Source organism: Alicyclobacillus acidiphilus NBRC 100859, from assembly GCF_001544355.1.
GTDB lineage: Bacteria > Bacillota > Bacilli > Alicyclobacillales > Alicyclobacillaceae > Alicyclobacillus > Alicyclobacillus acidiphilus.
Map to the genome: position 1 here is coordinate 24,736 of NZ_BCQI01000003.1, position 21,631 is coordinate 46,366.

General features: G+C 57.6%; 21 protein-coding genes. 17 read left to right on the top strand and 4 right to left on the bottom strand.

Annotated elements, in window-relative coordinates; genetic code table 11:
* Positions 1–50: 50 nt before the first annotated feature.
* Complete coding sequence (locus tag AAC01S_RS01945; protein ID WP_067618232.1) at positions 51–743, bottom strand: CpsD/CapB family tyrosine-protein kinase; 693 nt, start codon at positions 741–743, stop codon at positions 51–53.
* Between the two features lie 628 nt (positions 744–1,371).
* Positions 1,372–2,253 carry a ThuA domain-containing protein gene (locus AAC01S_RS01950; protein WP_169793992.1) on the bottom strand — a complete coding sequence of 294 codons (882 nt, stop codon included), beginning with the start codon at positions 2,251–2,253 and terminating at the stop codon, positions 1,372–1,374.
* Between the two features lie 189 nt (positions 2,254–2,442).
* Here AAC01S_RS01950 and AAC01S_RS01955 point away from each other — a divergent pair, with 189 nt between their 5' ends.
* From AAC01S_RS01955 to AAC01S_RS02020, 14 genes are all read left to right on the top strand, one after another.
* On the top strand, positions 2,443–3,624 hold the full coding sequence (locus AAC01S_RS01955) for a glycerate kinase (protein WP_245630023.1): 1,182 nt from the start codon (positions 2,443–2,445) through the stop codon (positions 3,622–3,624).
* 143 nt (positions 3,625–3,767) lie between these two features.
* Positions 3,768–4,541 (top strand): glucose 1-dehydrogenase, encoded by a 774-nt coding sequence (locus AAC01S_RS01960; protein WP_083511433.1) that lies wholly within the window; start codon positions 3,768–3,770, stop codon positions 4,539–4,541.
* Positions 4,542–4,565: 24 nt separating this feature from the next.
* The gene (locus AAC01S_RS01965; protein WP_067617965.1) at positions 4,566–5,795 is read left to right on the top strand and encodes a hypothetical protein; all 1,230 of its coding nucleotides are present in this window, start codon (positions 4,566–4,568) and stop codon (positions 5,793–5,795) included.
* A 53-nt stretch (positions 5,796–5,848) separates the two neighbouring features.
* The gene (locus AAC01S_RS01970; RefSeq protein WP_067617968.1) at positions 5,849–6,829 is read left to right on the top strand and encodes a sugar kinase; all 981 of its coding nucleotides are present in this window, start codon (positions 5,849–5,851) and stop codon (positions 6,827–6,829) included.
* The gene (locus tag AAC01S_RS01975) at positions 6,826–7,470 is read left to right on the top strand and encodes a bifunctional 4-hydroxy-2-oxoglutarate aldolase/2-dehydro-3-deoxy-phosphogluconate aldolase (RefSeq protein ID WP_067617975.1); all 645 of its coding nucleotides are present in this window, start codon (positions 6,826–6,828) and stop codon (positions 7,468–7,470) included. Before AAC01S_RS01970 ends, AAC01S_RS01975 begins: the two co-directional genes overlap by 4 nt.
* A 29-nt stretch (positions 7,471–7,499) precedes the next feature.
* Entirely contained in the window at positions 7,500–8,600 is a 1,101-nt protein-coding gene (locus tag AAC01S_RS01980; RefSeq protein ID WP_067617978.1) for a mannonate dehydratase, read from the top strand.
* Between the two features lie 40 nt (positions 8,601–8,640).
* Entirely contained in the window at positions 8,641–9,705 is a 1,065-nt protein-coding gene (locus tag AAC01S_RS01985) for an NAD(P)-dependent alcohol dehydrogenase (protein WP_157071006.1), read from the top strand.
* Position 9,706: 1 nt separating this feature from the next.
* Complete coding sequence (locus tag AAC01S_RS18580; protein ID WP_245630024.1) at positions 9,707–10,408, top strand: phosphotransferase; 702 nt, start codon at positions 9,707–9,709, stop codon at positions 10,406–10,408.
* Positions 10,409–10,515: 107 nt separating this feature from the next.
* Positions 10,516–11,022, top strand: coding sequence for a hypothetical protein (locus AAC01S_RS01995; protein ID WP_067617985.1), 507 nt, complete (start codon positions 10,516–10,518; stop codon positions 11,020–11,022).
* 86 nt (positions 11,023–11,108) lie between these two features.
* The gene (locus tag AAC01S_RS02000) at positions 11,109–12,692 is read left to right on the top strand and encodes a spore germination protein (protein ID WP_245630025.1); all 1,584 of its coding nucleotides are present in this window, start codon (positions 11,109–11,111) and stop codon (positions 12,690–12,692) included.
* Positions 12,689–13,906: a Ger(x)C family spore germination protein gene (locus AAC01S_RS02005; RefSeq protein WP_067617988.1), complete on the top strand. Its 1,218-nt coding sequence runs from the start codon at positions 12,689–12,691 to the stop codon at positions 13,904–13,906. Before AAC01S_RS02000 ends, AAC01S_RS02005 begins: the two co-directional genes overlap by 4 nt.
* A complete protein-coding gene (locus AAC01S_RS02010) occupies positions 13,903–14,127 on the top strand; it encodes a hypothetical protein (RefSeq protein WP_067617992.1) in 225 nt (74 codons plus the stop codon). Before AAC01S_RS02005 ends, AAC01S_RS02010 begins: the two co-directional genes overlap by 4 nt.
* Before the next feature lie 14 nt (positions 14,128–14,141).
* Entirely contained in the window at positions 14,142–15,254 is a 1,113-nt protein-coding gene (locus AAC01S_RS02015; RefSeq protein ID WP_067617995.1) for a GerAB/ArcD/ProY family transporter, read from the top strand.
* Between the two features lie 80 nt (positions 15,255–15,334).
* Complete coding sequence (locus AAC01S_RS02020) at positions 15,335–16,774, top strand: FMN-binding glutamate synthase family protein (RefSeq protein ID WP_245630026.1); 1,440 nt, start codon at positions 15,335–15,337, stop codon at positions 16,772–16,774.
* 70 nt (positions 16,775–16,844) lie between these two features.
* On the opposite strand, the gene AAC01S_RS02025 is transcribed toward AAC01S_RS02020, so the two are convergent.
* A complete protein-coding gene (locus AAC01S_RS02025) occupies positions 16,845–18,032 on the bottom strand; it encodes an MFS transporter (RefSeq protein WP_067617998.1) in 1,188 nt (395 codons plus the stop codon).
* Positions 18,033–18,193: 161 nt separating this feature from the next.
* Between AAC01S_RS02025 and AAC01S_RS02030 the strand changes: the two genes are divergently transcribed.
* The 3 genes from AAC01S_RS02030 to AAC01S_RS02040 all read left to right on the top strand — a co-directional run bounded on the left by AAC01S_RS02030 (position 18,194) and on the right by AAC01S_RS02040 (position 20,671).
* Positions 18,194–18,550, top strand: coding sequence for a hypothetical protein (locus tag AAC01S_RS02030; protein WP_067618001.1), 357 nt, complete (start codon positions 18,194–18,196; stop codon positions 18,548–18,550).
* A gap of 148 nt (positions 18,551–18,698) precedes the next feature.
* Positions 18,699–19,499, top strand: a complete 801-nt coding sequence (locus AAC01S_RS02035) for a 3'(2'),5'-bisphosphate nucleotidase CysQ (RefSeq protein WP_245630027.1) — start codon at positions 18,699–18,701, stop codon at positions 19,497–19,499.
* Positions 19,457–20,671: an MFS transporter gene (locus AAC01S_RS02040; protein ID WP_157071007.1), complete on the top strand. Its 1,215-nt coding sequence runs from the start codon at positions 19,457–19,459 to the stop codon at positions 20,669–20,671. The genes AAC01S_RS02035 and AAC01S_RS02040 overlap by 43 nt, the downstream gene beginning before the upstream one ends.
* Here the strand turns inward: AAC01S_RS02040 and AAC01S_RS02045 are convergent.
* Complete coding sequence (locus tag AAC01S_RS02045) at positions 20,621–21,631, bottom strand: LLM class flavin-dependent oxidoreductase (RefSeq protein ID WP_067618008.1); 1,011 nt, start codon at positions 21,629–21,631, stop codon at positions 20,621–20,623. The genes AAC01S_RS02040 and AAC01S_RS02045 overlap by 51 nt on opposite strands.

Genomic DNA, 21,631 nt, shown 5'->3' on the forward strand with positions numbered 1-21,631 from the left:
CGGAGGTTGCCCGATCTTCTCCGACACCGGACGTCTTTGATGCGATCGCTTTATACAGATACACTCGTATCAGACGAGTAATAGTAGTAGTACGACTCGTTCTTCTTTCGCTTTGCGCGATTCAGAACAACGCCGAGAACCCGAGCGTCAACCTGCTGCAACGATTGGATCGCACGTCGGACAAGATTCCGATTGGTGCGTTGCGAATCCACGACGAACAAGACGCCATCGACTACCCTAGTCAGGTTCAACGTGTCAGAAACCGACAAGGTCGGCGGTGTGTCAAGTACAATGAAGTCATACACTTTACGCAGTGATTCAATCAGTTCAGCCATCGCCTTACTTGAAAGCATTTCGGCTGGATTCGGTGGAATGGGGCCACTCGTAAGCAAGAATAAATTCTCTGTTTCTGTTTGCACGATGCACGATTCAATCGCACGTTCTCGAATCAAAACCGTGCTCAACCCAAACAGGTTGCTGACCTGAAAGCGTTGATGCACTTGCGGTTTTCGCATATCGGCGTCGATCAACAACACTTTTTTCCCGGCAGCCGCTGACACGACTGCAAGATTGGATGCCGTCGACGTCTTGCCCTCGCCTGGGGCCGTACTCGTCACCAGAATCACGCTTGTTTCATCTACGACACTGGCAAACTGAATGTTAGTACGAATTGTGCGATACGACTCGGTAATGGGCGACCGAGGATTCGTTTGCGAAATCGGCTTCTGCATCCGCTCGCGCATTGCCAACGTCAGGCACTTCCCTTCAATTATGACAACTGTCATTTAATGACTTGACCGATTTCGACATCAAACGGCAATTTCCTTCATGTTCACGGATGTGTAACAAATTTCTAAATATGTTTTGCAGAGTGATAGAGCATTGCTGGGCAAAAGTCTTAGAAGCATGAAAGAGGGGAGTTATTCCAACGTTGCGGCGGGCGAGTGCGACGGTGTGCGGGCGGGATCGCGTCGTCGGGCGGCGGGCGAGTGCGACGTAAGGGACAAAAGTTCCGTTATGGCGACCTGATCTCGCCGGAGGGTGGCAGGCCCGCGCAGCCGGTGAAGGTGTGCGTTCAAATAAGCGTCGCTCAGACGCTTATTTCGATGACATGGCTGGGTGGAAGGCAAATAGGCGGCTCCAGGCCGCTTATTTGCCTCTATGGCCCTCGGAATGGCGCGGTTTGCACCACTTAAGCCTCTGTGGGACGCTTATTCGGGGGCAAATCGGACGATTCGACACATTTAAGCGTCTGTGAGACGCTTATTCGCCCCGGGTCTGCCGGGGTCTGCCGGGGTCTGCCGGGGTCTGCCGGGGTCTGCCGGGGTCTGCCGGGGTCTGCCGGGGTCTGCCCCAGTCGCCCCATGCAAATCACAGTTCCTTCATACACCACTGCAAAGCCCTGAGAAGAAGGGCCTGAACGCCGGGATGAGTCATGCCTTCGAGTGTGTGTGCAGGTGTGATGCAGGCGACGCGGCCTTCTCCATATGCGTGAGCCCAGCCAGCGTAGGATTCACCGTCGCCGGACTGCGATGTCACCAGGATTTCTGTTTCGCCGGTCTGGACGACGACGAAGTAGTGTTCGTCGACGAATTCAAATGGTTCAAGACCAGCAACAATCGGGTGGCTGCCTGTCGGCGTGTACGTGACCGGGGACATGGCTGGGTGGTGATCGAAATAGCCTCTCAGCATCTCGGTATACGCGCCGGGCACTGGGTACAGAGACATGCCGGCGTGCCATGCCAGCCAGGCGCCGCCTTGACGAACATACGTCGTGATGGCTTCCTCTTCGGTGGGCCCCATCCAAAGATGTTTGTCTTCTTCGTTCGGTGTCACGCGGTTCTCCTTGAACAGAATAGCACCGACGGGATTTTCCGAGAGATGTTGAACCAACTCTTTCGGCTCGACGATGCGAAGCTCATAACCCTTTTCGGCGAGCGGTGCAAACCAAATCTGCAGAGCCTGCTCAATGGGTTCCGTCGGGTGGTAGTAGTCGCCAATTGAAGCGTAGACTGTCTTGGATTGTGTCATTCGAATTCCTCCTCGGTGATGATGGAACATGGCGATCGCGTTCGCGCCGCTCGCATTCCAGGTGTCCGCCTTCAACGTGACCGCTTTCATGTCGCCCGCCTTCACGCAGGCGGCCGCTTCGTCGACTGACACGGCCGTAGTTTCCGGGTTGTCTGGGAAGTATCCGGTCCATGTCGGTGCGATTTTTGATAGATTGTACCCATATAACTCTGTGGTCCCCACCGCGGCGCACCCGCGCGCACCCGTGGCGCACCGCATGGCGCACCCGTGGCCGCGCCTGTGGTCCACAGATGACGATGCTGCCAGCTTCCGACCACATGTTGAAAATGAATTTCTTTCGCCCGCGAGATGAGGGTCTGTTCAAAAGATAGCACGAATCGGGCAATTGTACGAGTGATGTTGAAATGGGGGATGGCGGTGAACGTTCTCGTCGCACCAGATTCATTTAAGGGCTCATTGACGGCTCGATCGGCGGCGGAGGCGATGGCGTCCGGCATTCGGCGGGCGGATCCGGACTGCACGGTTCGGGTGGTGCCCATCGCCGATGGCGGTGAAGGAACGGCGGAGGCGATGATCGCGGCGCAAGGCGGCCGCCGGGTCGAAGTCGAGGTGCGCGATCCGCTGGGACGGATCGTCACGGCGGCATACGGCGTTCTGCCGGATGGCACGGTCGTGATGGATGTCGCCTCGACGTCGGGACTTGGGCTGGTCGCCTCGACGGAATTGGACGTGTGGAACGCCAGCACGCACGGAGTCGGCGACATGCTGCGCCACGCGCTCGACGCGGGGTTTCGGCAGTTTGTCGTGGGGCTGGGTGGGAGCGCGACAAACGATTGCGGCATGGGCATGCTGCAGGCACTTGGCGCCAGATTGTGGGACGCCGCGGGACAGGAAATCACACGGGCGACGCCGGACACTTGCCGGGCGGTGCGGAGACTGGATCTGTCTTTGCTGCATCCGGCCATTCGGGAAGCTTCCATCCGCGTGGCCTGCGACGTGGCCAATCCGCTGTGCGGGCCAGAGGGCGCGACCGCGGTCTATGGACCGCAAAAAGGGGTTCGGCCGGAGTGGATTCCGGAGTTGGATGCGGTACTGTTCAAGCTTGGCAGCGCACTGACGGACGCCAGTGGCGTGGACGTTCTCGGGCAGCTGCCTGGCGCTGGTGCCGCAGGGGGCCTTGGCGCGGCGTTCGTCGCGGGCCTTGGCGCGAAACTCGTCGGCGGAATTGAGCTGGTGTTGTCCATGCTCGATTTCGATAGCCGTCTTCGATCCGCCGATCTCGTGTTCACCGGCGAGGGCCGCACGGATGCCCAGACCGCGTTCGGCAAGGCGGTGCTTGGCGTTGCGACTGCGGCGGCGAGGGCTGGCGTGCCGGTCATCTGCCTGTCTGGGGCTGTGACCGACGACGCTCGGGTGCTCTATCAGCGCGGGGTCACGGCGCTCTTTTCCGTGGCGCAACAGCCTGCATCCTTGGCCGAGGCGCAGGCGAATGCTGCCGACTGGGCGGCGAGATCTGCGGAATCCGCGATGCGGCTCTTCTTGGCGGGGCGCCAGTCGGCGCTGAAGTCGAGGGAACCGCAGCAATTGCGGTAATGCCAGGAATCGCGGAAATCGTCGAAAAACAATTTGTGCGGGCCGGCAAATTGATAGACCTACATGAGACGACTTTGACTATACTAGATATGGTAGCCCGATACAGGGTAACGGGGCGTGAAATCGCTTTCCGAGTTAAGGGGATGTCTCAGGTGGACTTGTTTGATTTGCATGGTCGTACGGCGCTGATCATCGGCGGAACCGGGGTCCTCGGGCAATCCATCGCGCAAGGACTTGCCGCGCATGGCGCCGCTGTTGCCATCGCTGGACGCAGTGAGGAGAAGGGGAGCGAGATCGTCCGCGAGTTGGACGCAGCGGGAGCGGGGAAGGCGGCGGCGTTTGCGGTCGACATCGTCGATCGCGCCTCCATTGAGCGGCTCGTCGCGGATGTCTGCGGGTGGAGCGGGCGGATCGACATCTTGGTCAATTGCGCCGGTATCAACAGCAAAACCCCGTTCTTCGAGATCTCTGAGGACGAGTGGGATCACGTGCTGTCCACCAACGCCAAGGGCGTATTCCTAGCGTCGCAATGCGTGGGCAGGCACATGCTGGAGGCAGGCGGCGGCAGTATCATCAACATCTCATCCGTCTCGTCTGGGCCGCCCTTGTCCGGCGTCTTCGCGTACTCCGCGTCAAAGGCGGCGGTGAACAGCATGACCCAGTATCTCGCGCGCGAACTGGCGCCGACCGTCCGCGTCAACGCCATCATTCCGGGCTTTTTCCCAGCAGAGCAAAACCGCAAAATCCTGACGCCCGAGCGCATTGCCAACATCGAGCGGCATACGCCCATGCGACGTTTGGGCGAACCGCACGAACTCCAGGGTGTCGCCGTGTGGCTGGCGTCGGACAGAGCTTCCGGGTTTGTGACAGGCGCCTTGATCCCAGTCGACGGCGGCTTTACCGCCATGACCATTTGATCAATTCGAATTGAGGTGGTTAGGATGACAGACGTTCGGCGTCTCGTTCACGAAGCAGTTCAATCGGTTCGGATCACCGACATGCATACGCACCTGTTTCCACCTTCGTTTTCAGCACTGCAGAAAAGCGGTGCGGACAATGTGATGACCTACCACTATTTGATCGCCGAGGCCCTGCGCGTCGGAGATCTCTCCTATGAGCAATTTTGGGCCATGGATACGGCTGCGCAGGCGGACTGGATTTGGACACAGTTGTTCGAGAAAGTGACGCCAGTCAGCGAAGCGGCGCTTGGCGTCGTTCAGATTGCCCGGGCTTTCGATCTCGATCCTCGAACGGACAAACTCGCGGCGCTCCGCGAAGCGCTGGACGCGGCGCCGACGGAAACCTATGTCAATCGGATTTTGGACATGGCCGGGGTCGAGTCGGTGGTCATGACGAACGATCCGTTCGACGAGATCGAACGCCGGTATTGGGAGAAGCAGTTGCCGCGTGGTCCGCGTTTCCACGCCGCTCTTCGCCTGGACGTCTTGCTCAACGATTGGGCCGGGGTTGTGCCGCGCCTGAAAAGCCAGGGCTATGACGTCGGCGAAGAGATGACGGAGGTTCATCTCGCGGAAGTTCGGCGATTCCTGAAGGACTGGGTCGGTATCATGGAGCCGCTCTACTTCGCCTTCTCTGCCCCCGACACGTTCGCCTTCCCAGAACAGACGCCGCGCGGGAAGCTGATTGCTGAGGCGATTTTGCCCGTATGCCGGGAACTGAAGCTGCCGCTGGCGCTGATGATTGGCGTGCGCAGACAGGTCAACCCGGCATTGCAATCCGCCGGAGATTCGACAGGCAAGGCGTCCATCGTTCCCATTGAGAATCTGGCCCGCCAATTCCCCGACAACAAATTCTTCGTCACCTTCCTGTCCCGCGAAGATCAGCACGAGCTTGCCGTGACGGCCCGCAAGTTTGGCAACGTGATGCCGTTTGGCTGCTGGTGGTTCCTCAATACCGAGACGCTCGTCGCGGAAATTACCCGAATGCGCCTGGAACTGATTGGACCCACATTTGTCGCGCAGCACTCCGATGCGCGCGTGCTCGAGCACGTGATTTACAAATGGCAGAGGGCGCGGCACGTGATCGGGAATGTCTTGGCTGACAAATATCAATCGCTGGCCGATACGGGATGGACGGTCCGGGAAGACGACATCGCCCGCGACGTCGACGCGTTGTTCAATCGAAACTTCTGGACGTTCGTGCATCGGTAACTCGCCGGTGGATGGCGGGCGTGAAACAAGATCATCAAACGAGGTGAGCGGCATTGACTGAAGCGCTTGGGCGCGTATTGACGTTTGGCGAACCATTGATTGTCTGCGTGCCCGACCAGGAGGGCAAGCTTTCGACGGTTCGATCCTTTCACACCGACTGCGCCGGTGCTGAGTTCAACACGGCTGTCGGATTGGCGCGGCTGCAGACACCGGTCGCGTACGCGGCGTTGGTGGGGGCGGATCCATTTGGCGATTTGATCCGCCGTGAACTCCGCGCGGAAGGTGTGGACGATTCCCTGCTCGCATCGACCGCTGCCGCGCCGACAGGGATGTATTTCAAACAATGGTCCGGTTTGGGCCGGGACACGCACGTGTTTTACTACCGCGCGACCTCGGCCATCGCGACGCAACCGTGGGACATCGAGCCGATCCTTGCGCGGATGCGGGACGGTTCGCTGACTTGGGTTCACGCGACCGGGATCACGTGGATGATCGGCGAATCCGCTCGATCCCGCTGCCTCGACATCTTCAAGGCGGCGCAGGAAAACGGACTTTCGATCTCGTTTGACGCCAACCTTCGCCTGAAGTTGGGCGGGATCGACGCGTGGAAGCAGGTGATGGACGAGACCTTGCCGTTCGTCACCTGGTTCCTCCTGGGCGACACGGAGGCGCAGCAACTGTACGGCACGGACGAACCGAAGGAAGTCGAGGCCATGGTCCGCAAGGCCGGGTTTCGCGGGCGTGGCGTTCTCATCAAACGCGGCGCGGACGGCGCGACCCTGGCGATGGACGGAGGATCGACACACATCCCTGCGTGGCCGGTGCCACGCGTCGTCGATACGGTTGGGGCGGGCGACGGTTTCAACGCAGGCTGGATTGCCGGCATGGTGCGCAGCTGGGAGATGAAGAAGTGCATGGCGCTCGGTTCGCTCGTCGGCGCCTACGCCGTCACGAACCCGGGCGATTACAACGGTTATCCGACTTGGGATGAGGCCGTGCAGTCGCTTGAAGGACAGGAGGGAATCACGCGATGAAGATGGGACAAGTCGCACAGTTTTTGGAGGACGCACGCGTCGTGGTCGTCGTTCGCAGACTGCCGGAGGAGGTGTTTGCGGACGTCATTCGGGCGTTGATCGACGGCGGCATCCAGGCTTTGGAAATCACGATGGACGCCAAAGGCGCAGCCGGTTTGATTCGACAGGTGCGCGACGCGTATGGGGATCGGGCGACCATCGGCGCCGGCACCGTGCTGACCGAAGGGCAACTGAAGGAAGCCGTGGAAGCTGGTGCGGAGTTTTTGGTTGGACCGCATTTCGATCCCGCCCTGCTCTCGCTCGCCAACGAACGCGGTCTGCCGCTGATTCCCGGCGTGTTGACGCCGTCCGAGATTCAAAGCGCGCGTCTCGCGGGCGCGGAGGCTTTGAAGATATTCCCGGCAGGCACGATGGGCCCGGGTTACATCAAGGATTTGCTGGGGCCGTTCCACGATCTCCAAGCCATGGTGACCGGAGGCATCACGGAGGACAACGCGCCGGAATTCATCCGCGCGGGGGCGAAGGCCGTCGGCATGGGGAGCAGCCTGTTCCCCAAGGACGAGATCGCGAACCGGGATTATGCGGCCATATCGCGCCGCGTGGATCGCGTGCTGGCGTCCCTCGCGTCCTTGGGTGATTGACCTCGACAATGCAGTGAGGAGGAATGGCCATGCAGCTATCGTTCCGCTGGTATGGTCCGGCCGATCCGGTGACATTGCGCCACATCCGCCAGATCCCTGGCATGGAGGGCATCGTGACGTCGCTGTACGAGACGCCGGTCGGACAGGCGTGGGACAAGGACGAGATCGATGGACTTCGGGCACAGGTGGAAGACGCGGGTATGAACATTGCCGTGATCGAAAGCGTGCCGGTCCACGAGGACATCAAAATGGGGCTTCCTGCGCGGGACGCCTATATCGAGAATTACATCACCACGCTGCGGCGGTTGGCGCAGGCGGGGATCCGAACGGTCTGCTACAATTTCATGCCCTTGTTCGATTGGTTGCGGACGTCGCTGGCCTACGAACTGCCGGACGGCTCCAACACGTTGGCGTACGTGGACGAGGAAGTCGACGAAGACGCTTTGCTCTCCGGCAAGCTTCGATTGCCGGCGTGGGATATGGAAGCGGATGGAGAGCGCATGACACGTCTGCTCGCGGCGTATCGCGAGATGGGCGCTGAGGATTTGTGGCAGCATCTCGCATATTTCGTGCGAGCCGTCATGCCGATGGCGGAGGAACTGGGCATCCGCATGGCGATTCATCCGGACGATCCGCCTTGGCCAGTCCTCGGCATCCCTCGCATTATCGTCGACGGCGCCGCTTTGCGCCGCCTGGTCCAGTTGTACGACAGTCCCTCCAACGGCGTGTGTTTTTGCGCCGGATCGCTCGGCTCCTCGGCGACCAACGATTTGCCGGCGATCCTGCACGAGTTGTTGGAGGCGGACAGGGTCAACTTCGTACATCTGCGTAACGTCAAGCGCATCGGGCCGAAATCGTTTTACGAGTCGGGCCACCTGAGCAAGGATGGCTCTGTGAATATGTACGAGTTGATGCGCTTGCTCGCAGACTTTGAATACGATGGCCCGATTCGGCCGGATCACGGCCGGATGATTTGGGACGAGACGGGCAACGCGGGGTACGGTTTATTCGATCGCGCCCTTGGCGCCGCGTACCTGAACGGCCTCTGGGAAGCCGCGAGCCAATCAGGCCAGTCGCGCCAGTCGCCTCAGGCGAACGCCGCATCTCGGGTAGAGACCGCATCCAAGTGACTCTGGACCTGCAGAAAACGTAGAGAAAGGGATGGAACCTATGCCAAACTTCGAAATCCCATCCACCATGAAAGCCGCCTACCTCGTTCGCCCGATGGACGTGGAGATTCGCGAGATTCCGGTTCCGGAGATCGCGGACGACGAGGTGCTCATTCGCATGGAAGCCGTCGGCGTTTGCGGCTCTGACGTCCACTACTACGAACACGGCAAAATTGGGCGTTATGTCGTCGAACAGCCGTTGATTCTCGGTCACGAATGCGCCGGCACGATTGTCCGCGCAGGCAAAGCTGTGACGAATGTCAGCGTCGGGGATCGAGTCGCCGTGGAACCCGGCGTGACTTGCGGCCGTTGTCCCGCGTGCAAGGCCGGGCGCTACAACCTATGCCCGGACGTTCAGTTTCTCGCCACGCCGCCCGTCCACGGCGCATTCGCCGAATATATCGCGCACCGCAGCGATTTCGTCTATCGCATCCCTGACGACATGTCGTTCGAGAAGGCGTCGCTGGTCGAGCCTTTCTCCGTCGGCGTTCACGCACTTCGCCGCGCCCGCTTCCAGGCCGGGGAAAGCGTTGTGATCATGGGCATGGGGCCGGTCGGGCTTACCGCCGTGATCGCCGCGAAGCAAGCCGGCGCCTCCGCGATTGTCGTCGGCGACGTCGAACAAAACCGGCTGGACGTCGCCATGGCGCTGGGAGCCACCAAGGCTGTGAACGTCCGGACGGAAAGCCTGCCGGACGCCATCGCCAGTGTCGCCGACGGTGTCGGTCTCGACGTCGGCATCGAAACGGCGGGCAACCCGGCAGCGCTGAAGAGCCTCTTCACCGCAGTCCGACGCGGCGGGCGCATCGCGATTGTCGGCCTGCCGCCGATTGAAACGAACGATCTCAACATCCCCATGATCGTCGACAACGAGATCGAGATGATTGGCGTCTTCCGCTACGCGAACACCTATCCGGCCGGCATCGCGCTGTTGAATTCCGTCGACGTCGATGTGCTGCTCACCGACACATACGGCTTGGAGGATGCTGGAGCGGCCCTAGAGCGCGCCCGCACGAACAAGGCCGGCAGCATCAAAGTGATGGTCTACCCACAGCGCGGCAAGTGAGATGAACGGCCGTACGCGACGCAGCGGCTGGGCTGGGCAGGCGCGGACTGGCAGCGGATCGACATGGCCGCTGCCGATCACGCGGCTTGCCCGTGGCTCGACCGGCGGGTCAGTTACATGCAATGATCTCGGCGGTGAGCAAAACCGTGATCGACGTACGCTCGCTCGTGCAAAGCGTGCAGGGCTCGTCGACGAATTGGATATCGACGAGGAACTTGTGCGTCGTCTGATTACCGATCAGTTTCCCCATTGGGCGGAACTACCCCTGCGGCGAGTCGAGCCAGCAGGCACGGTCAACGCCATTTATCGACTTGGCGACGAATATTCAGTTCGGCTCGCACGGCGGGAAGGACCCACGACACCAGGAAGTCGCGAGTTCACATGGTTGCCAAAACTTGCACCGCTGGTTCCACTTGAAGTCCCAGTGCCCATCGCTCAGGGGCATCCGAACCACGAATATCCCTGGTTTTGGGAGATACATACGTGGCTTGACGGCAAGACAGTGCCAATTGAGGAGATCGACGTGATTCAGGCAGCGCTCGATCGCATGGAAGTTGCACTCACCATTGGCTCGCGATGCGTTCCGCGAGGCTCTTCCAACGGACGACGAAACGTGGGCAAGGGCCCGAGGATGGGTCGTACTCCAAGCGGTCGCAATTCTCGCTTATTATACGCAGCAAACCAATCCGATTCTGTACAATGAGGCAAAATCATGGCTCGATTTGGTGCTGAGCGAAGAATTATTTTGAAGTACGAACACAACCGGGGCCCATATGGAAGACGGCGGTTCAAAGAGAAGGGAAAGATGCTATGTCTGCGAAGCAAAAACACTCCTTAGCCATGAAGCGTGCCATTGGTTTGTGCATTCAAGGCGACGTGACAGGGGCTTACGAATATCTTCTGCGCCAAGCCGACATCGGCAGTGAGGAAAGGGAATTCGCTCGACAACTGAGGATACGATTTCTGGAAAATAACCCTGATTTTCAAATCAACTCAGCGGATACCTGGGTTCAAAATGTGGTTGCGATCTACTATCGATATTTCACGTGTGTCCTCACCAAGCGAATGTCATTAGATCAAGGTGAAGATATGTTGTTGGCGGAATTGAGCAATGTGGTTGCCGCTCAAAACATCGAGGAAGCCGAAGAAAAACTGAAACAGGAGTTCCACGCACGAGGATACTATTTCCTGGGCGGAAAGACGCTTCCTTTTTGGGGGCCTTACATTTGGAAGGCACAGGATTCACGGATGGCGATGTCAAACCACTCGCGAGATTCGGGAAGAAACAACCCCCGTAGACGTCCAACAAGACAGTAACATCGTCTCCTTCGGCCGCCTTGGTATTGTATATGGAAAAATGAGCATCGTAAAGAAGGAGACAGCGCGACGAAGGGGAGGATTTCGTGTTTGCACGTTTTCGACGATCCGACCAGGCAAGTTCTCCTTCTGGAAGGAAACCGCGGACAGCATCCGATCTGAACATCTCAGAAAGTGACGAACCCATCCCGGATCGTCCGGAGTCGATGCATCGGTGGTTAGACACCGAGTGGGCTCGTTGCATCGATTTTCAAATGAGGGACATCGAGGTGTGCGGTACGCGTATCACGCTGTTTTGGCTGCGCGGAATCGTCGACTTGTTGCGCTTGGAGACGGGGATAATGCAGCCTTTGGAGAGTGTGTCGAAGCGGCGTCTCCAACTGCGTGACCTGGCGTCCGTGTTGCACACGGTGATCGTTCGTGAGATTTCGACGCTAGGCGAGTTCAACGCTGCTGTCACGGATGGGCAGGTTGTCCTCCGTATGTGGGGAACCTCGCACGCTCTTGTACTCGAAGTGAGTGATCCACCAGGACGTCCCATAGACAAACCGGAGAATGAACCGACTCTCGAAGGTCCACAAGAGGCGTTCGTCGAGCACATACAATTGAATCTTGCGCTCATCCGTAAACGGATCCGCAGTCCGCGGCTAAAGGTGGAGTCGATGCGAGTTGGAACGTACTCCCATTCCACCGTTTGTGTGGTATATGTTGAGGGCGTTGCAAAGCCTACACTGGTAGCGGAAGCGAAGCGGCGGATTCAGAAGATCTCCATCGACAGCTTAAACGATATTAATAAATTGCGAGAATTGATTGGTGACGCGCCATTTACATTATTTCCGGTAACGGACGAAACGGAGCGTCCGGATCGCGTGACCAGCAATTTGTTGCAAGGCCGGATCGCGATCATGGTTGATGGAGCACCGAATTGTTTGCTGGTTCCGGCCCAGTTCATCCATTTTTTAGTCGCCGCTGACGATTACTATGTTCACTATACTTTGACGATCTTTCTCCGTATGTTGAGACATCTGGCCTACTGGTCGTCACTGTTTCTGCCTGCGCTCTACGTGGCACTGTCGTCCTACAATCAGGACTTACTTCCGACCCCCTTGCTGATCACCGTGGCGGCTCAACATCGAGGTATTCCATTTCCATCGATTCTCGAAGCTTTGGTGATGTTGACCATCTTCGAGGTTCTGCGCGAGGCGGGAACCCGTTTGCCGAGGGCTGTGGGTCAGTCGGTCAGTATCGTGGGTACGCTGGTGGTCGGGGATTCGGCTGTGCGGGCCGGGTTGGTATCGCCCGGGATGGTGATTGTAATCGCCAGCACCGGTGTTGCTTCGTTTGCCTTACCCGCCTATGGATTCGTGAATTCGAGCCGCCTCATCCAGTTTGCGTTTGTGCTCGCGGCGGGGCTCGGAGGGTTGGTTGGCGTTTTGCTCCTGGCCCTCATCCTGATCACACACCTCGTGTCGCTGAGATCGTTCGGCGTTCCTTACATGGCGCCGGGAGCTCCGTTTGAGTGGGCCGATATGAAGGACATGTTCATTCGAGCCCCGTGGTTTGCGATGAGACGTCGTCCCAAACACCTGGAACCGATTGACAGTGTGAACAATCGAACGCCTGTTCCGGGTAAATCGAAAGCGTCCAGTTGGGATTTGAGCGAATCATGAAAGCGTTTCGAATTCGTTGGTGGCAACGAACGCGAGCATTGATGGTTGTCGGCGTGGGATCGGTTCTCTTGACAGGATGTTACGACATTCAGGAAGTCGACAATATGAATCTTGTGTTGGCCATCGGCGTTGACGAAGACAGAGCGCGTGGAGTGAACGTTACGGCGGAAATTGTAAACCCTGCCAGCGTACCTTCCTCAGGGGGTGGTGAATCGAGCACGAGCGGCGAGAGGCGTGCCACGCTCATTCGGCAGGCAACCGGTGTGTCCATTGAGGATGCTATTGGCAACTTGGAGCGCGAAGTACCACATTCGGTCTATCTTGCCCAAAATATGTTAGTGGTGTTTGGTCAATCCTATGCGAAACACGGCGTCGAACGAGCGTTTGACTATTTAGAACGTGATCGTGCGTTTCGAAGAAATCAGTTGTTTCTCGCGACACCCGAACGCGCCAGCGACGTTCTGTCGGCGTCGGCGGAGCCGGAGGCACTGAACGCGTTGGGCATCCGCGAACTGGTCGAGCAAACCTCGAGACAATTGCCTATTGTCCAATCCGAGCAGCAACAGGTGATGAAGGAATATTTGTCGCCTTCGCAAGCACCGGTCATGGCCTCCATTGCGCTGAATGATTCCCAGCATCCTGTGGTACAAGGCATAGCCGTCTTTCGAGCCGGTCACCTGGTGGACACGTTGTCCATTCGAGAGATGCAAGGGCTAGGATGGATGCTTGGCCGTACGCGCCAAGTGGCCATTCGTCTTCCCTGCCGCGACAAAGAGAACGGAACAGGGACCACCATTCGTCTTCTTGATTCCGACACGCGGTTCGATTCGGAACCCGTTCCGGGCGGTTTGCGCGTGCGTCTCACCGTCCATGCGCGAGCGGAAATCGGACAACTCTGTCCATATGAACAACTGGACGAACAGAAACTCGCACAGTTGAATCAGATGGCTTCCGCGTACATTGGGCAAAGCATGCAATTGGTGCTGAACAAGCTCCAGCGGGACGATGTGGATGCGTGCCAATTCGGAAGACGCGTGTTTATGCAACACCCCGCGTATTGGCGGCGTATCAGCGCGTCGTGGCCGACCATCTTTCCTAAGGTACAGATGGACTGTCAAGTGAAGGTCCAGACAATCCGTACCAACCTCGCATTCAGCGCACCCGAATCGACTGTATCCAGAAGCAGCGCGGTTCCCTCGGGGGTGGGGCGTTGACTTGGTTGGCACTTGTGGCTTCCGCTTCGGTCGTCGCCATCGATTGGCGGTCGTTGCGAAGCGCGAAACGTCGAGAGATTGTACTTTATATAGTCTTAATCTGCATGACGCTGACGATGGCAGTGTGCCTGGACATACACCTGTTTCATCGCATTGATTTACTGTCGCCGGTGAACGCGTTGTTTCGCCCGCTAACCGAGTGGCTGTATCGAGTTCTGTAGAGAGTGGGTGTCACATGTCGAAAGCTCAAATATCTCGTTCCCAGTTTGTCATGACGCTCACGTGGAGCATTCTTGGCACCGGTATCGTTTCTATTCCGACCGCTGTGGCCCAATTCACGGTGCGGGACGCCTGGCTCAGCACATCGTGTTTTCTCGTGGGAGGATTCATTGCGGTCGTCGTCACTTTGTTCTTCATCCGACGGTTTCCGAAACGAACGCTGACCGCCGCGCTTGTCGATACGTGGGGGGCGTGGATAGGGCGTATCTTCGGGATCTGGATTCTTCTATGTTTGTACGTGATCAACTGCACGGTGCTTCGGGAAACGGAAGTATTTGTCGGTATCACAATTCTTCCGAAAACATCGGAGTCAACGATTGGCGCGGCGGTCATGATTGCCGTCGCGTACGCGGTATATGCTGGCGTGGAGGTGATTATGCGCGATGGAGAGTTCATCATGCCGCTCGTGATGTTGATAGCGCCCATCCTGTTCTTTCTATCGCTTCAGCATACGGATGTCCACGAACTGATGCCGGTACTGGCGGACGGCTGGACGCCGGTTTTGCGCGGCGGGGTTGTTGCGGCGCTGGCCTACGCACTGGAATTGTTGATAGGACTTCAGTTCGTGTTATTTTTGCGAAATGGGCGCAAGGCGGCGCAGGATGTAGGAACGGCGGCGGGGCTCGTTACGGTCGTGTTGACGCTCGTGACCGTCGTCACGGTTGGCGTGGTTGGGCCCTCAACCCATTACATCACTTACCCTGTTTTGGAGGCAGTTCGGAGTATTCGAGTCGGACGCTTTATCGAACGACTCGACACTTTGTACGTCATCGTGGTTATCTCGATGGTGTTCATTAAATTGGCAGTGTTTCACTACGCATGGTGCGTTGGTATGAAAGACGTGTTTCGGTTGTCTTCCCATCGCGTCACTGCGCTCACTGGCGCGCTTCTCGTGTGGGGTGGGGGTACCGCGATGTTTTCGAGTTCGGACGAGGTGCAACGCTTCGTCTCCCACACTGTGCCGCTGTACTTCGTGGTCACGTTTGTAGGTATTCCTTTGCTGACGGTGGCCGTGATGGCGGTGAAAGTCGGCGTGCAGCAAAGACGCGTTGCGTCGGCCAGGCGGTAAGGAGAGGATGCGACAGATCTATCGTCATTGTGCTGGGCACAGTACCGTCCGTCATCTTCCCAAAGGGAGTTGAATCACGCATGAACGGGTGGATTATGTCATTTCGCTCTACGGCATGGTCGTCTTCAGCTGACGCGTGGATCTGGATGTTCATGCTGTCCTTCGTGGCGTGGGCGCTTGTGGTACTTCTGACGGTGCTAACCTCTCCGTTTTGGCTGAGGTTGATCATCAAGAAAGCAACAGGTCGCGCGACTGCGCTATTGTTCACCGAGCCATACACGAAAAATGTGCTGGAAGGGGTCACCGCTCTGCGCAAGGTAGGATTGCAGTGGACGGTCGAAAACGAACTGCGGGCGCATACGGGCACACCACTTGAGAAGCCCATCGGAACATCAAGGACATTTCCGCACTTTGACGGTCTGCTGTTCTCGTCCGCCCAATTGCATCGCCGACCTCTGGATCACTCGGTATCCATCGAGATGGAGACTGTCATTGGTCGCAGGGCGAAACGTCCATTGGTGATTTCAATGCCAGTGATGGTGACAGGCATGGGATATGGAGTGGCCCTGAGTAAATCATTTGAGCGTGCCATCGCAAAAGGGACAAGCATGGTCGGAACTGCGTTCAATACCGGACAGGGACCCGTATTGCAGGAATTTAGGGATTTGGCACGGCACCTTGTGGTTCAATATCACGGTGCGCCTTGGAAACCTTCCGCGCCTGTGTTGCGTCAGGCCGATATGGTCGAAATTCGATTTGGGCAAGGAGCCAACGCGGGGGCGGGAACGGTGGTTTCCGCCAATGGATTGAATGAGCGCGTGAAACGCGATCTGAAGATGTCCTCGTCAGATTCATACACATATATTCCTGCTGGGCAGCCGGAGGTCCGACGCATGCACGATTTGCAGAACCTAATACACAGACTGCGCTTGGACTCGGATGGAGCTCCGATTGCCGTCAAACTGGCGGCAGGTCACGATATTGAACAGGATATCAAAATTGCTGTCCAAGCGGGTGCTGATGTGCTCGTGATCGACGGGGCGCAGGGTGGAACACATTCGTCGCCGGCGATTCTCGTGGACGATTTTGGTCTACCAACGCTTGCGGCGCTATGCCGTGCTGTTCGCTTTCTCGAACACAGTGGTTATCGAAGTAAGGTGGACTTGATTATTTCAGGGGGAATACGGACACCCGGCGACATGCTCAAAGCATTGGCCTTGGGAGCGAATGCGGTATATATTGGAACCGCCGCCCTGTTTGCCGTTGTTCATACGCAAATCGTAAAAGTGATACCAATGGAACCGCCGACACAGCTTGCATGGGCTAACGCCGAGTTGTTGAGCAAGTTTGAAGAGGACGAGGGCGCGCAAAGTTTAGCTCGCTTTCTCAATGGCTGTATGGAAGAAATGAAGAACGGAGTTCGCGCGCTGGGGAAACAATCAGTCCATGATGTAAACCGCGAAGATCTGGTGTCCTATGACGTCGATGTGGCTCGCATCACTCAATTGCCATTGGTGTAATCAGGAACCCGCAGCCTGTCTGGACGGCCGGCAAGGGACTTGTCGTCTTGGGTGTCCAGTGCGATCCCGCTCACGAATTTGATTCGGGAACCGCACCGGCCTCTACCGGATGACTGGAGTCGAGCTGAGGGGATCGGTGCCTTGCGAAAATGATGTACCCTAACAAGGCAATACCGCCAATCCCGGCATTCACGAAATACATCGCTTTTGGGCCGTACCCTTCCAGCAACCAGCCGCCGACTACCGATCCAACGATGCTGCTTAAACTGCTTGCCACAGCTCCATACAGCGTCTGAGCGGTTGCGCTGCGGCCTTTTGGACTGAGGTTGGCGACAATTTGCACGCCGGCGCTCCAATAAAACGCATATCCGACTCCATCCAACACTTGAATGGCGATGACGAGTGCTGGCGGCGGCGCGAACCCCATCAAGACATATTTCGCGACGTAAAACGCGCTGGCGATCACGATGACCACGCGCGCCCCGAACTTTTTGATGATCGGACCGGAAACATAAAATAAAGGTACTTCGACCAACGCCGCGACGGTGAAGTTTAGACCCACCCAGCCAAGTGGGTAGTGTAACGCTTTGAAGTAGAGCGGCAGATATGTAAAGTTGACGGTGATTGCCGTTGCGAGTACGAAGCAAAGTCCAATAAACACCATCAGCCGCGTGTTTTTTGCGACGTTCCAAACGCCTCGAACCAGCATTTCGGTCGAATGCGTCGAGGCTGGTGTTCGAGGAAGAAATCGAGCGACGAAGACAAGAATCAGTGAAAGTCCAGCGTAAAAGACAAACGAATAGCTAATTCCGATCACGTGGTACACGTAACCTGCGACCATCGTTGTGATGGCAAAGCTGAGTGCCCCCCATAGTCGGACTTGACCATAGGAAAATCCGTACTCGTTACCTGATTGAATCGCCATCGCGTCGGCGATCGGGCCGGTTGACTGCACCACGGCGTAGAAGAAGGCGACGACGAGAAGCAAAGCGTAAGGATGGAAAAGAGCATACAAAGCGTATATCGCGGGCGAGATGATCGCCGACAGGATGAGCAGACGCCGGGTATCCGTCGCTCGATCGTTGACGTATCCCAAGAGCGGCTGTGCGAACATGCCAGCGACAGCTCCAACCGCCATCAACACGCCTATTTGTTCGCTGGAGAGACCCCTCCCGCTTAGGTACAGGCTTAAAAACGGCTGGGTTGAGGCCATCGCCACGAAGAACAAGAAGTAGTAACCGCTGAATACGCTCTTCATTCCAGATCTCTCCCTATTAAGGACATGATATAGTTTACGTCAAGTGAGTTCGCTGAGGCAGCAATATGAAACAACGGCGCTGAAGAAATCTTTGAGAGTGCAATCCGGACGGAACAGTATCATGTTGAAATGAGGATAGGTAGACGAAGGGACTGTATGTCATGGCGGAGCTGATTCGCGAAGAAAACACTATTGTCTTGCGAATGTCCACATTAGAGAAACTAGAGGGAGTTCACGGCGATATACGAGTAGCTGTTTCCACCGTTCAGTCTGTGACAGTGCTTGACGATGTCATTCATGCCGTTCACGGCGTAAAGATGCCCGGCAGCCGTATTCCTGGCGTATTCGCCATGGGAACGTTTGTATCTAATAACGAGGGAACCAGTTTTGCGATGGTTCACCATCAGCATAAACGAGGCTTGAAGATCACTTTGAAGGGGGCACCATACGACGCGCTTATCGTAGGTGTGGATGACCCTGAGAAGGTTGTCAGGAGTTTAGGACTCACGGTTGAATGAGCTTGAATGCCTCCATGTATCTAACCAACTTCGGGCGATGTATGGGACGTTGGCACTGCGTCAGCTTCATGTATAATCGGGATATGTGCCTTGGCGGGAGAGTGTCCGCATTGCTTGGCTTGATCACGGAGAGAGAGGTCTGCAGACATTGACATCCATTAATCGCGAGTTTTTGCAGTCGGTAGCCGAATTGGTGAAAGGGGCCGGCGAGATCGTTCAAGATATCGCGCGTGAAGGGTTTGACACGAAGTTCAAGGAAGGCACGGATCCGGTGACGACGGCCGATCTCGCCGCAGACAAGTTTCTGCGCGAGAAGTTGCTGGCTTTGCTGCCTGGATCGGGTTGGTTGTCGGAGGAGACGCGCGACAATCCGGCACGGCTGAATCAGGAATACGTGTGGATTGTCGATCCCATCGACGGAACGCGCGAATTTGTCGAGCAGGTGCCTCAGTACGCGGTGTCCGTCGCTTTGGCGAGATCGGGTGAGGTTGTTCTCGGCGTGGTTTGCAATCCTGCCAAGGGCGAGCTGTTCACCGGGTTGGTTGGCGAAGGCGCGTGGCTCAACGACGAGCCGATTCAAGCGGTGCATCCTGCCGGTGAAAAATTGATTGTGCTTGGCAGCCGATCCGAAATCAAGCGCGGTGAATTCGAGCCGTTTGTCGACAAGATGATCGTGGAAGCCGTCGGCTCCATCGCCTACAAGTTGGCTTTGATCGCCGCTGGCCGCGCGAATACGACGTTCAGCCTCGGACCCAAAAACGAGTGGGACATTGCGGCCGGCGTGGCGTTGATTGAGGCTGCAGGCGGAAAAGTGACGGAGAAAACGGGGGAACGGTTCGTGTTTAACCAGCCGGACACGTTGGTGAGCGGCATCATCGCGGCGACCGCGGCGGATTATCCGACGGTTTGGTCGTTGATTCAAGAAGCCAACGGCCAATCTGCACCATGAGCGTCCTGTACGACCTTCGGCGATTTTTCCTGATTCCGGGCGCCTGGAAGCTGCTTGCCGCGATGCTGGTGTACGGCTGCGGCACCGGAATCCTTGTGCCCATGAACGCCATCTACTTAAAAAATGGCGTGCATTTGAGCAAATTGGAGATCTCGCTGGTTGTATCGACAGCCATCATCGTCAATCTGTCGATCACGCTCGCCAGCGGTCTCTTGAGCGATCGCCTGCGCCGTCGCAAGCCGTTCCCGGTCGTCGCGTCGGCGCTCTGCGTGATTGGCCTGTTCGGGTACGATCACGCTAGCACATTCGCGACCGCGCTGGTTTTCTATATTCTCGCAACCACGCCTTCCGGCGCGATCGTCGGGCAATTATACGCGATGGCGCGCAGCCATTTCGTCGAGGAAGCGCCTGACATCGTCGACATGGCTTTGGTGTGGCTGCGCACCTTGATGAGTTTCGGCTTTTTCGTCGGTTTGCTGCTCGGGAGCGCATTGTACACGGCGATCTCGTTTCACGGCGTCATCCTTGGCAACCTGTTTTCCTATGCCGTTCTCTTTCTACTCTTCCTCAGCTATCGCGAACGCCAAGGCACGCCGCCTACGAAGCGGCAGGCTGGCACCAGCGTCAACTGGTTCGTGCTGATGGCCGTACTCATTATCCTTTGCAGCGACAACATTCGCAGTCTCTATTTTCCGTTGATGGTCGACAACCTGTACAAGAATCCCGTCCTCGTCTCGCATCTGTGGACTGTGCAAGTCGTGTTCGAGTTTGTCTGGATGACGCTCGGCGGCATTGCCGCGCAGCGGTTCGGCGATACGCGCGTCGTGATCGTCGCCATCGTATGCTCCATTTGCGTCTACCTGACGTACGCCTTGCACCCGATTCTGCCGTTGCTGTTCGGCGCGCAGCCCATCTACTCGTTCTTTGTCTCGGTTGAAAACACGGTCGCCATGGGCATGATTCAGCGGATGTTCCTGCATCGCAGCGGTTTCGGCAGTTCGCTGTACTTCGTGCTGAGCCAGGCCGCGTCGTTTATTGGCTACATGATACCCAATGTCATCCCCGGCCTGTCCCCGCACATCTTTTTCATTCCGAGCGTGCTGAGCTGCGGCGCGTTGCTGCTATTGGCCTTTCAAGCCCATCGCGTCCGCCAGCAGCTCGAACGTGCGTAACCGGTCTTCGAAATCCGGCGTCCGGGTCGACACAATGACCTCGTCGACGCCGTATCGCCTCGCGAACGCCTCCAACTGTTGGCGGACGGAGACGGGATCGCCGACAATCATTCGCTCCCGGTTCTCGCGAACGACCATCCGCTCCCTGGCGGTATACGGATAATCGCGAGCCATTTCGTACGTCGGCGTGCCTTCCATGCGTTGTCCGTTCGCCAGCATCAGGAGCGAGAGGTCCATCGTCATGGCCAGCCGTTCCGCGGCTTCCGCCGTGTCCGCGCAAAAGACAAAGACCGCGACGGACGCTTCCGGTTCAGCGTACAGGCGGGAAGGCTGAAACCTGTCGCGATACATTTGTACGGCCTCGACGCCGCCTTCCGCGTTGATGAAGTGCGCAAACGTGAACGCGGTGCCGTGCTCCGCCGCGATGGCCGCCGATCCATAGCTCGACCCGAGCAGCCACAATTCCGGCACACCTTCGGGGATTGGGCGGGCTCTCAGGCCGTAGAGCGGGTGATTGTCCGGCAGCGAGTCGGTGATGTACGCAATCAGGTCGGCCACCTGTTGGCTGTAGTCCGCCTTCGGCACTCGGCCGCCTTGCAGCGCGATGGTCGATCTCGGCATGCCGCCAGGCGCCCGCCCAACGCCGAGATCGATCCGGCCTGGGTACAACGCCTCCAGCATCCGAAAGTTTTCGGCGACTTTGTAGCTGCTGTAGTGCGGCAGCATGACGCCACCGGAGCCGAGCCGAATCCGCTTGGTTTTGGCGCCGATGTGGGCGAGCAGGACCTCGGGTGTGGATCCGGCGAGGCCGGGCGCGTCGTGGTGTTCGGAAACCCAAAAGCGATGGTACCCGAGGTCGTCGGCCAATTGGGCGGTCCGAACGGTCTGGGCCAGGGCTTCACTTGCGGTCGATCCCGTCGCGATAGGCGATTGATCGAGGATGCTTACACGCATGAACAA